At 63.0% G+C, this 13,129-nt stretch carries 7 protein-coding genes and 2 pseudogenes; all 9 read left to right on the top strand.

Translation table 11 applies throughout. The features are described 5' to 3' along the window. Positions 1 to 156 precede the first annotated feature (156 nt). The 9 genes and pseudogenes from ACA064_RS12170 (at position 157) to ACA064_RS12130 (ending at position 13,129) form a co-directional block, all read left to right on the top strand. Positions 157 to 3,054 carry an AAA family ATPase gene (locus ACA064_RS12170; RefSeq protein WP_497673564.1) on the top strand — a complete coding sequence of 966 codons (2,898 nt, stop codon included), beginning with the start codon at positions 157 to 159 and terminating at the stop codon, positions 3,052 to 3,054. Between the two features lie 308 nt (positions 3,055 to 3,362). Further along, entirely contained in the window at positions 3,363 to 3,578 is a 216-nt protein-coding gene (locus ACA064_RS12165; RefSeq protein WP_497673563.1) for a hypothetical protein, read from the top strand. A gap of 116 nt (positions 3,579 to 3,694) precedes the next feature. Continuing rightward, positions 3,695 to 5,227 (top strand): efflux transporter outer membrane subunit, encoded by a 1,533-nt coding sequence (locus ACA064_RS12160; RefSeq protein ID WP_497674232.1) that lies wholly within the window; start codon positions 3,695 to 3,697, stop codon positions 5,225 to 5,227. 30 nt (positions 5,228 to 5,257) lie between these two features. Next, on the top strand, positions 5,258 to 6,376 hold the full coding sequence (locus tag ACA064_RS12155) for an efflux RND transporter periplasmic adaptor subunit (protein WP_497673562.1): 1,119 nt from the start codon (positions 5,258 to 5,260) through the stop codon (positions 6,374 to 6,376). Next, positions 6,373 to 9,471 (top strand): efflux RND transporter permease subunit, encoded by a 3,099-nt coding sequence (locus tag ACA064_RS12150; protein WP_497673561.1) that lies wholly within the window; start codon positions 6,373 to 6,375, stop codon positions 9,469 to 9,471. The genes ACA064_RS12155 and ACA064_RS12150 overlap by 4 nt, the downstream gene beginning before the upstream one ends. A gap of 128 nt (positions 9,472 to 9,599) precedes the next feature. Then, positions 9,600 to 9,695, top strand: a pseudogene (locus tag ACA064_RS12145) (integrase); the annotation flags it as partial. Between the two features lie 255 nt (positions 9,696 to 9,950). Beyond that, complete coding sequence (locus ACA064_RS12140) at positions 9,951 to 10,118, top strand: hypothetical protein (RefSeq protein WP_497673560.1); 168 nt, start codon at positions 9,951 to 9,953, stop codon at positions 10,116 to 10,118. A 475-nt stretch (positions 10,119 to 10,593) separates the two neighbouring features. Beyond that, positions 10,594 to 11,214: pseudogene (locus ACA064_RS12135) on the top strand (tyrosine-type recombinase/integrase). Between the two features lie 298 nt (positions 11,215 to 11,512). Beyond that, positions 11,513 to 13,129, top strand: a complete 1,617-nt coding sequence (locus ACA064_RS12130; protein WP_201181170.1) for a DUF1254 domain-containing protein — start codon at positions 11,513 to 11,515, stop codon at positions 13,127 to 13,129.

Below are 13,129 nucleotides of genomic sequence, written 5' to 3'. Positions count from 1 at the left end.
CACCAAAATGAAGCCGCGTGGTCTATGCCTAGGGTGTGACGGGCCTGGTTTGCGTCAGTTTCCGACCGGTGAGGCTTGGCTTCTGAGCCAATCAGCGTTGTCATTGGAGTAATGGCCCAGTACTAGAAACTATGTTTTAGTCTTCAGGAATCAAACGTGGCACGTCCGCAGCCCCATCCGAACCCAGTCCAGCTCCGCTTCGTCGACTTCGAGCTCGACGAGGCCAACGCCTGCCTGTTACGTAACGAAGAAGCCGTGGCATTGGCGCCAACGCCCTTCATCCTGCTGTGCGTTCTTGCACGCCAGCCGGGATCGCTGGTGACCAAGGATGCTTTGCTTGACGCAGTCTGGGGGCATCGGTTCGTCAGCGATTCGGTGCTGAAGACGGCTATCAGCGATCTGCGCAAGGTGCTGGGCGACGACCCCAGGCAGCCCCGCTTCATCGAGACGGTGTCGCGGCGCGGCTATCGCTTCATCGCCGCGCCCTCCCCTGCACCTTCGATGCCGCCTGCGTCCGTGACGGTGCCGGCGGCCGGCGCGCATCCGTCACCGCCATTCATTGGCCGCACCGACGAGGTCTCAAGGCTGCAACGGGCGTGGGAGCGGGCTTACGGGGGCCAGCGTGCCGTGGTCTGGCTCGCCGGAGAACCGGGGATTGGCAAGACCACGTTGATCGAGCATTTCCTCGCCAGCCTTGGCGGCATCGCCTGCGCACGCGGCCATTGCGTGGAACACTACGGCACCGGCGAGCCGTACCTGCCGGTGCTGGAAGCGTTGGCCGATCTGTGCCGCAGCGACCCCGCCCTGCCGGCGCTGCTGCGCGTCGTGGCGCCGACCTGGCTGCTGCAACTGCCGTGGCTAAGCACTACGCAGGAGCGAGACGCATTGCGCCGCGAGCTTGCCGGCGTCGGTCCGGACCGCATGCTCCGGGAAATGGGCGAACTGCTGGACCGCTACACGGAACAGCGACCGCTGTTGCTGGTGACCGAAGACCTGCACTGGAGCGATCGGGCGACGGTCCAGCTCATCGACTATATCGCGCGGCGACGTGGCCGCACGCGGTTTATGTGGCTGTCGAGCTTCCGCCTCGCCGAGGTGGTAGCGCTCGATCATCCCCTCAGCTCGTTGCGCCACGAACTGCGCCTGCAACGTCTGTGCGAGGAAGTGGTGCTCGATCCGTTTTCGGAAACCGAGGTCGCCGACTATGTCGCATTGCGTTCGGACTCTCTGGCGCGCGATGAAACTTTCGTGCGTGCCCTGCACGAGCGCACCGACGGTGTGCCGCTGTTCGTGTCGTCAGTCATCAGCGAAGTGATGGATCCAACCGACGACGACGCCACCATCGAGGCCCGGCTGGCGGGGATGGCGGTTCCCGAGAACCTCGCGGCCATCATTGATCACTACATCACCAAGCTCGGGCCGGAGCAGCGTGCGCTGCTCTCGGCGGCAGCGGTATGCGGAGTCGAATTCCGGGTTGAGACGGTTTCGCTGGCCCTCGAGCGCGACCTCGCTTCTGTGGCCCACGCCTGCGAGGAACTGGTGCGCGAGCAGGTGTGGCTCACGCAGCCGCGAGCCGCCGAACTTGAAGAGGCGGTGGAGCTACCCTACTCGTTCCGGCATGCCCTCTTCCGCCAGGTACTGTACGACCGCACGCCGCGCTCATTGCGCACCCACCTCCATCGCCAGGTTGGCGCTGCCCTCGAACGCGAGCGCATGGCCGGCGTGCCGGTTGCTGCCTCGGAGCTGGCGACGCACTTCGACCGGGCTCGGCAGCCGATGATCGCGCTGCGCTATTACGCCGAGGCCGCAGAAGCCGCGCTGCTGCACTTCAGCCCGGCCTTGTGCATTGGTCTCACTGAGCGCGCGTTGGTCCTGCTGCGGCAGGCACCAGAAGGGATGGAGCGCGATGCGCTGGAAATTACCTTGGCCACACTGCAGGGGGTGTCGGCTTTCCATACGCTCGGTGTCGGCAGCGAAGCCAGGAACGCGTTCGAACGCGCGTACACGCTGCTAGCGGATGTACCCGAGCATCCGATGCGCGGTCGCCTGCTGCACGGATTCGGCTATCTGCTCGGTCTGCGCGGCGACTATACGCTGGCGCTGGAGGTGGCGGAACGCGCCGAAGCCCTCTCGTCCGAGACGAACGATCCAGCGCTCATGCTGGTGGCGTGCATCGTGCAGGGCGAGGTGCATCACCTCCAGGGGCGCACGCAGGCAACCCGTAGCTGGCTAGAGCGCGCCCTCGCAATCGCCGAGCCGCTGGACATCGGGGCCAACGAGGTCTTTGCGGCCGATCCTCAGGTCATGCTGCACGGTATGCTGGCCATAGAACTCGTGCGTTCTGGCCTGGTTGAGCAAGGCCGAGCCCACATGCAGCGGGCGCGGACCCGCGCGCAGGCGCTTCGTCAGCCCATGACCTGGCTGGTCGCCACCTGGCAGGAGGTGTTGATCGAGGTGCGGATGGGCAACCCTGTGCGTGTGGCAGCGCTGGCTGACGACATGCAGACGCTGGTCGACGAGTATTCGCTCGCACTGGGGCGTACGGCTTGCCGCTGGTGGCGCGGCTGGGCCGACGCGCGCAACGGCGCGCCGCGCGACGGCTACCGTCGCATCCGCGAGGCCTACGACGAACACACCGGGCTCGGCATGCGCTCCGGTGCCAGCGAGGTGCTCGGCTACGCCGCCGAGGCGCTGTTGCTGGCGGGTGATTGCGACGCTGCGCGAGTCGAGCTACAGGAAGCACTACGGGTCGGGGAGGAACTGGGCGAGCGCGTGTACCTGCCGCAACTGTTACTGCTGGAGGCAGCGATTGCGCGGATGCAGGGCCGACTCGATGCCGGCAATACCGCGGTGCGGCGCGCGGTTGAGGAGGCGCGCGCCCAGGAAGCACCGTGGCTGGAGTTGCTCGCGCTGGTCGAACTGTGCGAGCACCACGACGCTGCAACCGAGGACCGCCAGGCCCTGGCGGCGCTGGTTGACCAGTTGCCCGAAGCGGATGGAACCGAGCTGGTGAAACGTGCGCGCTCGCTGCTTCAGGCTGCCGAGTCGGCTTGAAGCGAAAAGGGGCCGCTGCGATGGCGACAGGTCACGATTTCTGGGTAATGCCGGTAAGTTAGGACTTGAACACCGCAGCCCTGTGGGAGCGAGCTTGCTCGCGATAGCGGCGGATCAGCCAATATTGATGCTGAATGTACCGCCGTCATCGCGAGCAAGCTCGCTCCCACAAGTTTGCGCCCTTAACTTACCGGCAATAATTTCTGCGGGGAGGACGCTGTCCCGACCGAAGTCTGACCTTTCGCTTACGACTCGACCCAGGGGGCGGCCTACGCTGTCGTCGAACTTTCTTGATCCCCTGGTCTGCCATGAGCCTGAACCCTGAATCCAAGTACCCGAGCCGCCGCTCGTACGTAGTGAAGCTGCGTAGCGATGCCGCGCCGGGGGCCCTGGTGGGCCGCCTCGAAAACCTGGTCACCGGACGTCAGCGCGAGTTCTCGTCCGCCGAAGAGCTGCTGGAGTCGATTGCCTCGGACCTCGTGTCGACGGCCGGCGAGCACACGGCAGATACCGATGGCGAGTGACATCTCACCCTGAATGAGCGCTCGATATGACGACCGAACGGCGACGTTTCGCTGACGACTTCGCGCACACCGGGCCCTACGCTGATGCAACCTCGAATCTACACGAGTCCAATCCGATGCCGCGACTTCCAACTTCCCATCCGCTGACCCGCCACGCCGGGCAGACGCCCCTGCAACATGCCGAACGCCTGCTCGGCGTCGTCGTTGGTGCAGCGCTCGCCGCGTCTTTCGCCCTGGTCTTGACCGGTTGCTCCACTGAGGTCGTCAAGCCGTCGGTAGACCTGCCGGCCAAGTTCGCCGCAAGCACAGCCTCCGAGATGGAACCCGAAGCTGCGTGGTGGAAGACTTTCAACGACCCGGTGTTGACGGATCTGGTGCACCGCGCGATGCGCGAGAACCGTGATATCAAGATCGCCGCCGAGCGCGTGCGCACTGCTCGCGCCGGTGAGACGGTCAGTCGCTCCTGGCTCTTTCCGAGTGTCGCAATGTCCGCCTTCGGCTCCGACCGTAGCAGCGGCTACGACACTGCCAAGAAGCAGGCGCTTCCAGATACCAAGACCGTCGGCGCAGGCCTGGACGTCTCGTGGGAACTTGACCTGAGCGGACGCCTGCGCGCTGGCGCGGCAGCGGCCGAGGCCGAGGCACTGGCTGCGGAGGACGGCGTACGCGGCGTGCGCCTACTGGTGATGAGCGACGTCGCCAGCAACTACTTCACGCTGGTCGGCGCGCTGCGCCAGGCCGAAACATTACGCGCGATCTCGGCGGCGCAGGACGAGACACTGCGCCTGGTTAATGCGCGTCACCGTGTAGGGCTGGCGACCTCCTTCGACGTCGAGCGCGCGCAGACCGATGCCGCATCGGCGCGAGCGCAGATCCCTGCGCTGGAGACCCTGGCTGCTGTGGCGCGGCACCGTATCGCCGTATTGATCGGTGATCAGGCCTTTAACGCTGCGAGCATCCAGCCCTCCCATGGCAACGTGGTGGCGCCCGAGGCCCGGCAGGGGCAGCCCGCCACCCTGCTGCAGCGCCGGCCTGATGTATTGGCGCTGATGGCGCAGATCGATGCCGCCAATGCGCGCCGTAAACAAGCCGCGGCCGAGTGGTTCCCGCGACTGTTCCTCGGTGCATCCTACGGCCGCCAGGGCCTTGAGCTGAACGGTCTCGATCTGGGCGCCGCCAACTTCACCAATGTGGCCGGCCTGCTCACCATGCCGATCTTCAACGCCGGACGCACACGCGCGATCAACGAGGTCGCCGAGAGCGGCCAGCGTGAGGCGCTACTGCGCGCCGAGGACGGCATTGTGCGTGCGCTCGAGGACGTGGAGAACGCCCTCGTCACGCAGGCGCAAGAGCGTCACCGCGCCAAGTGGTTGCAGTCGGCCACCGAGTCTGCGGAGGCTGCTCTGAGCCGCGCGCAGTCGCTCTACGATAGAGGGCAGATCGATCTGTTGCCGCTGCTGGACGCGCAACGGGCGCGCCTGGCGGTGCGCCTGAGCGCCGACGACAGCAACACCCGGCTGCTGCTTGATAGCGTGCAGCTCTACAAGGCACTGGGCGGGGGCTGGCAGGTGTTCGAACAACCCGCTACCCCCACCGCAGCCACCGAAGCCACCGAAGCCACCAAAGCCGACCGGCCACCACTTTCCTAAGAAACTGCCGTTTTTCAAAGAGGAACCGCCTTGAAAACCTCCCTTACTGCGGCCGGCGCCTTGGCCGTAGCCGTCATGCTGTCCGCGTGTAGCCCGGACCAGCCAACCGTGCAGGCCCCACGACCGGTACGCACCGTTGAAATCAGCTACGACAATGCCCGCGACATCAGTCGCTATGTGGGCACCGTACAGTCGCGGCATGAAGTCGACCATGCCTTCCGCGTGGGCGGCAAGGTAGCCCAGCGCAAGGTCGATGTAGGCCAGTTAGTGCGCGAAGGCGACATACTGGCTGTGCTGGATGACAGCGACTACCGCCTCGCTGAGGAAGCATCGCTACAACAGTGGACGATTGCCGTCGAGCAGACACGCCAGGCCGACTCGGACCGCCAGCGCCTGACCGCGCTGAAGGTTGATGGCTCGGTCAGTGCGGCCGAGGACGAGCGCGCGCATACCAATGCCCAGACCGCGCAGGCGACCGCCAAGGCCGAGGCGCGAAAGCTCGAGCTCGCGCGCAACCGGCTCAAGTACACCGTGCTGCGCGCCTCGCGTAGCGGCGTCGTCACGGCTGTGCACTTTGAAGTCGGGCAGGTCGTGGCGCAGGGCCAGCCGGTCGTCTCTATCGCAAATCCGGACGAGCCCGAGATCGTGGTCGATGTGCCCGAGGATCAGCTGTCCGCCTTCAAAGAGGCACGTTTCAAGGCCTCGCTGGCCAGTGCGCCAAACGAAACCTTCGATGTCACGCTGCGCGAGCTGTCGCCGCAGGCCGCGGCGCAGACGCGCACCTATCGCGCGCGGCTGAAGCTGGGAAACGCGCGGCCTCTGTCACTGGGCGCCACCGCGACGGTAATGGCCGAGCGCGTGATGACAAACATCTCGGTGGCGGCGGTGCCGGCTACGGCCCTGACGCAAAACGGCGGCCAGCCGGCACTGTGGGTGGTCACGCCCGCGGGCAAGGATCCGGTAGGCATCGTCGAACTGGAGCGTGTGGCGGTGCGGGGCTACCGCAATGACGAGGTGCTCGTCTCCGGGCCGCAGGCCGGCGTATTGGTCGTCACCGCCGGGGTGCAGAAGATGGCGTCCGGACTGAAGGTCGCGCTTCCCGGCGCGGCAATCGTAGACGCGAACACCACGCAGCAGGCCGCCCGATGAACAACTTCAACCTCACCGACTGGGCGCTGCGCCATCGCGCCATCGTCCTGTTCATGCTCATCCTCGTCGCGGTGGCCGGCACCTTCAGCTTCACCAGGCTCGGTCAACTCGAGGATCCGAACTTTTCCGTGCCCTCGATGACTGCCATGGTCATCTGGCCGGGCGCCACTGCCCAGCAGTTGCAGGACCAGGTGCTCAACCGCATGGAGAAGAAATTCGAGCAGATCGACAACTTCGAAAAGGTGGTCACCTACGCGCGGCAAGGCTACGCGGGCATGACGCTCACCGTGCGCGGCGGCACCTCCAAGGCCGACCAGAGCGAGGCCTGGTACCAGGCGCGCAAGAAACTCAACGACCTGAGCCTCGAGCTGCCTGACGGCGTGATCGGCCCGATCCTGAACGACGAGTACGGCGACGTGTATGGCCTGATGTACGCGGTCAAGGGCGACGGCATCGGCCACGCCGACCTGTCGGACGCGGCCGAGGACATCAAGCGCCGCATGCTGAAGGTGCCGATGGTCAAAAAGATCGATGTCGTCGGCAAGCAGGCCAAGCGTGTCTACGTCGAGTTCTCGCATGAGCGCCTGGCAGCGCTGGGCATTACACCGCTGGCCATCGCCGAAAGCCTCAAAAGCCAGAACGCCATGTTGCCCGCGGGCCAGATCGATACCCGCGGCGACCGCGTCATGGTACGCGTGAGTGGCCAGTTCGCCAGCGAAGACGCCATCCGCAACGTGCCCATCGCCGCAGGCGGCCGGCAGATCAAACTCGGCGACATTGCGACCGTTACACGTGGCTTTGAGGATCCACCGACCTACACGGTGCGCCACAACGGCCAGCCAGTGCTGATGCTCGGCATCACGATGACCAGCGACGGCAACATCGTGGACCTTGGCAAGGAGATGGACACGGCAGTCGCCAAGATCCAGTCGGAACTTGCGCATGGCGTGGAGCTGGAGCTCGTGGCCGACCAGCCAACCACGGTGAAGGACGCCATCCTGGACTTCGGGCGCGCGCTGGCCGAGGCGCTGATCATCGTGATCGCGGTGAGCCTGGCCAGCCTGGGCTGGCGCGCCGGCCTCGTGGTCGCGACCACGGTGCCGCTGGTGCTGGGCGGCGTGGCGCTGGTGATGCTGGCGATGGGCTGGAACCTCGAGCGCATTTCGCTCGGCTCGCTGATTATCGCGTTGGGACTGCTGGTGGATGACGCCATCATCGCCATCGAGATGATGGTGGCGAAGATGGAAACCGGCATGGATCGCGTGAAGGCGGCCGCCTTCTCCTATCAGTCCACCGCCATGCCGCGCCTGACCGGCGCGCTGATCACCGTCGTGGGCTTCCTGCCGATCGGTCTCTCGCAGTCCACCACCGGCGAGTACGCGGGCGGCATCTTCTGGATCGTCGGCGCCGCGGTACTGTTCTCGTGGATCTGCTCCGGCATCTTCACGCCGTACCTGGCGGTCAAGATGCTGCCCAACGACTTGGGCAAGCACCAGCATGGCGCTGATCTGTACGACACGAAGTTCTACCGCAGCCTACGCCGCCTGATCGACGCCGCCATCGAGCGCCGCTGGGTGATCATCGGTGCGACGTTTGGCGCTCTGGCGCTTGCTCTGGCCTGTATCAAGCTAGTGCCGCAGCAATTCTTCCCCAACAGTTCGCGTCCTGAACTGGTCATTGACCTGCGCGTCAAGGAAGGCTCCTCGTTCTCCGCGACAACCGAGCAGGTCAAGCACATGGAGGAGATCCTGGCGAAGGACCAGGACGTGCGTTTCTTTACCGCCTACACCGGCGCCGGCGCACCGCGCTTCTATCTCTCGCTCAACCCCGAGCTGCCGAATCCGGGATTTGCCCAGTTCGTTGTGATGACCAAGGACCTGGATGCACGCGAGCGGGTACGTGCGCGGCTGGTGAGCTCGGCCGACCAACAATTCCCGCAGGCGTGGGTGCGCGTGACCCGGCTCGAGTTGGGGCCGCCTGTCGGCTACCCGGTGCAGTTCCGCGTCGTAGGCCCCGATACCCAAGTGGTGCGCCAGATCGCCCGCGACGTAGAGAAGGTGGTTGCGTCCAACCCGAAGGTGCGCGACCTCCAGCTCGACTGGAACGACCCGGTGCGCACACTGAAGGTGGAGCTTGATCAGGACAAGGCGAGCGCGCTTGGCCTCACGCCGGCCGACGTGTCGCTGGCGACCCAGACCGTGATGAACGGCGCAACCCTGTCGCAGCTGCGTGAGCACGAGGACCTGATCGACATCGTGGCCCGTGCCGTGCCTGAGGAGCGCTTGAGCCTCGACACACTGAAAGACATCAACCTCTACACGCGCCAGGGCACGGTTGTGCCACTGTCGCAAGTCGCACAGGTGCGCTCTGAGCTGGAAGAGCCGGTGCTGTGGCGCCGCAACCGCGATATGGCGATCACGGTGCGTGCCGACGTGAAGGATGGCGAGCAAGGTGTATCGGTGACGCAGGAGATCCAGCCGTTGCTTAAGGATATCGAAGCGAAGCTGCCGTCGGGCTACCGCATTGATGTAGGCGGCGCGGTGGAGGAAAGTGACAAGGCCAACAAGGCGCTGCTGGCGGTGGCCCCCCTGATGCTGATCAGCATCCTGCTGCTGCTTATGCTGCAACTGCAGAGCTTCTCTCGCATGTGGATGGTGGTGCTGACCGCACCGCTGGGTCTGATCGGTGTGGTGCCGGCGCTGCTGGTGTTCCAGTCGCCACTGGGCTTCGTCGCAATCCTGGGCATCATCGCACTGGGTGGCATGATCATGCGCAACTCGGTGATCCTGATCGACCAGGTGCAAACCGAAATCGCCGAAGGGCGCGACCCGTGGAATGCTGTGCTGGATGCCGCCATTCATCGGGCCCGTCCGGTGATGCTGACGGCGCTGGCCACCGTGCTTGCAATGATCCCGCTAACGCGCAGTGTGTTCTGGGGGCCGATGGCAATTGCGATCATGGGCGGCCTTACCGTGGCGACGCTACTGACGATCTTCTTCGTCCCGGCGTTGTACGCCGCATGGTTCAAGGTGGGTCGCCAGACGGCCACTGACACCCAACAGGTACGGGGGGACGCCGCGCTCGCTTCTGAGTGATGAGTGCCGAGGCACCGTGTTCCCGACCTCACCGCTATTGGAAAGGCTTGCTCAGCGCCGTTTCTGAAAACAACCGAGGTCGCCGCGAGGTTCTGCGAACGTTACTCTCTTTCGCCTCCTCGCGGCCTAATGAGGACTTTCTTTTTCCTCGTCGGCTACCAAAATCAGATCATTTGTCCACGCGGCAATATGCACGCATCGTTAAAGCTTGGGTAACTTCACTCTTCTCTTCACATCCTCTCGCTGGCTCGTAAGGGAAAAATTCGCTACCTGGGCACGTAAGCCGCGACCCTGAACAGCTCGTCCTATAGCCGAAGTCAGATTTCGCGACTGACGGTTTTCGGCCAATAGCTCCGGTAACGTGCAACAGGAGTGAACCCAAAACCGTCATCAACTCACTTATCGAGCTGGGACCAAAGCCCACGGGACAATTCCGACCTTGGTACCCGCTGAAAATTCCACCCAGAGCCAGTCGTTTTGTGGGGGTAAAAGTAGGGGGAGTCCGTGGGGTCGCGGTACTGGGTATCGGCGGCCTCGGCCAGGTCGCGGTGCAGATCGTCACCGAGCCCCTGGATGGCATCAATCAGGTGTTCGAGCACATGTGCAAAGGCCAGTTGGTCGGGCGCACGGTGCTGAAGATCGCCTGACCTCGCACAGACCAGGAAGCGGAGCCCCCCTCTCCTTGGTTCGGCGAGCCCTGCGCGCTTCTTTTTTTGGCACTTCCGACTCCAGCCGCCGCCAGCATTTTTAACCAACACATCAAGTCGGCCGTATCACTCGCGAACATCGAATACCCGCCCAGGCAGAAACCAGCCAGCGTCAGCATCGATCAGATCCGTGCGGCAGTAGACACAAAAGTCGAAGAGAAAATGAAAGCTCAATCCAAACAGTAACGAAGGGGCAGCCACCCCGTGTAGTTTGGACGGCTCCTTTTTCTGCATCACTCTCCATTGCCTAAGCCTTTGTTTGAGTTCAAAGGCGGACTGTCAATATTCACCAATAGAAGCCACTTTTGACCGAGCGGTTTTGCTCGCGGTGGAAGCGAACGACGGCTCAGGGTCGATAGCGACCTCGCCCCCTGACTGATCCACCCTTGTCCTCCCTCAACGTGGAGGACAAGCCATGAACACTATCACTAGATACAGCCATCAGCCTTGGAACAAGGGAAAGCTTGTCGGGCAGAAAGCCCCGCTCCGAGTCAGAGATATCTGGGCCATCCGGGTAAGTCTCCAGCTTGCGGAGAAGACACGGGATCTGGCTCTCTTCAACTTGGCCATCGACAGCAAGCTGCGTGCCTGTGACTTAACCAAGCTTCGTGTACGGGACATAGCCCATGGGGAGCATGTGTCGTCACGGGCCATCGTGATGTAGCAGAAAACTCAGCGCCCAGTGCAATTTGAAATCACTGACCAAACTCGAACGGTACTGGAGGCTTGGATGCGTCAGGCCCTGCTCCGCAGCGAAGACTTCTTGTTTCCGAGTCGGCTGCACTTCTCAGATCATCTTTCCACTAGGCAATACGCTCGAATAGTCAAAGCCTGGGTGGCGGCCATTGGCCTTGACCCAACCATGTACGGTACTCACACGCTACGGCGAACCAAGGCATCGTTGATCTATCGCAGGACGAAGAACTTGAGAGCAGTCCAACTTCTGCTTGGTCATACGAAGCTTGAAAGCACCGTCAGATACTTGGGGATTGAGGTCGACGATGCTTTAGAAATGGCTGAGCAGACGGAGGTGTAAACCCACTCAGCGACGGTCGCACCTAAACCGTCGCTATCCGGCCAATAGCAGTCGTTGGAACGAGCAATGACAAATGATTGGCTATGCTTCATCTGCTGCCGCGAACTGGTCGAGCAGACTGCACTTTTTGTCCTCAACGTATAACTCCCTTCAGCGTCCACTAAAATTTAAGGCGTCATCTCCCATTTAGGGGCTATCAAGAGTTGTATGGCTGGTTGTTGTAGCGATCGAGGAGCTGGCGTGAAATCGCCGCGAGTGTGGCGAGGACGATTTTATCCATAACGATGGAGATGAAACTGTGAAACAACTCATCCAGCTCCTGACAGTCCCTGCAGCCTGCATTGTGCTGACACTACCCAGCTTGACTGCTGCGCAGGAGAGCCCCGTTATTCCCGCGTCGATCAGCACACCGGACAAAGTCGAGACGCGCATCGGCGCGCTCGACTTCAAGGACGGCATGCCGAGCAAGCAGACCATCGACAAGGTCTATGACAATCTGGACTTCACGCGCGCGTTCGAGGCGTTTGTGAACACCTACCAGGGCGTGAACATGGCCGCCATCCGCAAGGGCTTTCTGAGCATCGCGGTAAAAGACAACGAAGTAATCATCTGGTCCGAACTGATGGATGCCAAGTTGCTGTTTCTGACGACCAACGCCGATACCGTCTATTTCGGGAGTTTCATAGACATCTCAAAGGGCCCGATGGTGGTCGAGACACCGCCCAAGGCGCTGGGCACCTTCGACGATATTTGGTGGCGTTGGATCATTGATTTCGGCTTGCCCGGACCCGACCGCGGCGAAGGCGGGAAATACCTCATCCTGCCGCCGGGGTATGACGGTCCGCTGCCCGAGGGCGGATTCTATATCGCTCGCTCCCGCACCAACCGCGTGCTGCTCTTGGGCCGCTCGTTCATGGAGAAAAACGATCCGAAGCCCGCGGTCGAATTGATCAAGAAGACGACCAGAATCTATCCCTATGAAGCGGGTGGCGAGGGCACGAGCATCGCCGAGTTCCTGAGCGGCAAAGCTAAACTTGGCAAAATCACCCCCCCGCCGCCGCCTGTGTTCCACGAAGGCAGCGGCAAGGTAATGAACACCATTCCACCCAGCGATTTCAGCTACTACGAGATGCTTAACGAGGTGGTGCAACAGGAGCCTGCAACTGCGCTCGACCCGGAATTGATGGGACCGGTGGCCGCCATCGGCATCATCAAAGGCAAGCCGTTCAATCCCGATGCGCGGATGAAGAAGATTCTCACCGAGGCGGTGGCGCTCGCCAATGCCACCTCGCGCACCCTGTTTACGGCGCCTCGCGACCCAGCTTGGTACTACTATCCCGGATCGGGTTGGCAGAACATGCTGTTCTCCTCCGGCTACGAGTTCGAGACGCCGGTCCCGGAAATTACGCCCGAGGGCGTCAAGCCCTACCCGCCCACCGGCTACCGCCAGTTGGACGCGCGAACGTCTTTCTTCTACGGCGTCACCGGCATCACGCCCGCGATGGCCATGCGCGTGGCGGGCATCGGCTCGACCTACCTGTGGACGATGGTCGATGCCGACAAGCAGTACTTCGACGGCGCCAAGACCTACAAGGTGACGCTGCCGAAGGACATTCCGCAGGCGAATTTCTGGTCGTGGACGCTCTACGACACCATGACGCGCTCGATGCTCGACACGCCGCAGCGCTACCCGCGTGCGGGCAGCCAGAGCTATCCGTCCCCCGCCGCCGAAGCGGATACCGACGGCTCCACGACAGTTTACTTCAGTCCCACCCAGCCTACGGGTGTCAAACGGGGCAACTGGATTCAGACCATGCCGGGTAAGGGCTATTTCCCGATGCTGCGGCTCTACAGCCCGCTTCCACCGTTCTTCGCCAAGACCTGGCGGCCGAGCGAGGTCGAGGTGGTGAAATAG

The organism is Pseudomonas sp. LBUM1658 (genome assembly GCF_059716055.1).
This window is presented reverse-complemented; position numbering and strand designations above follow the sequence as displayed.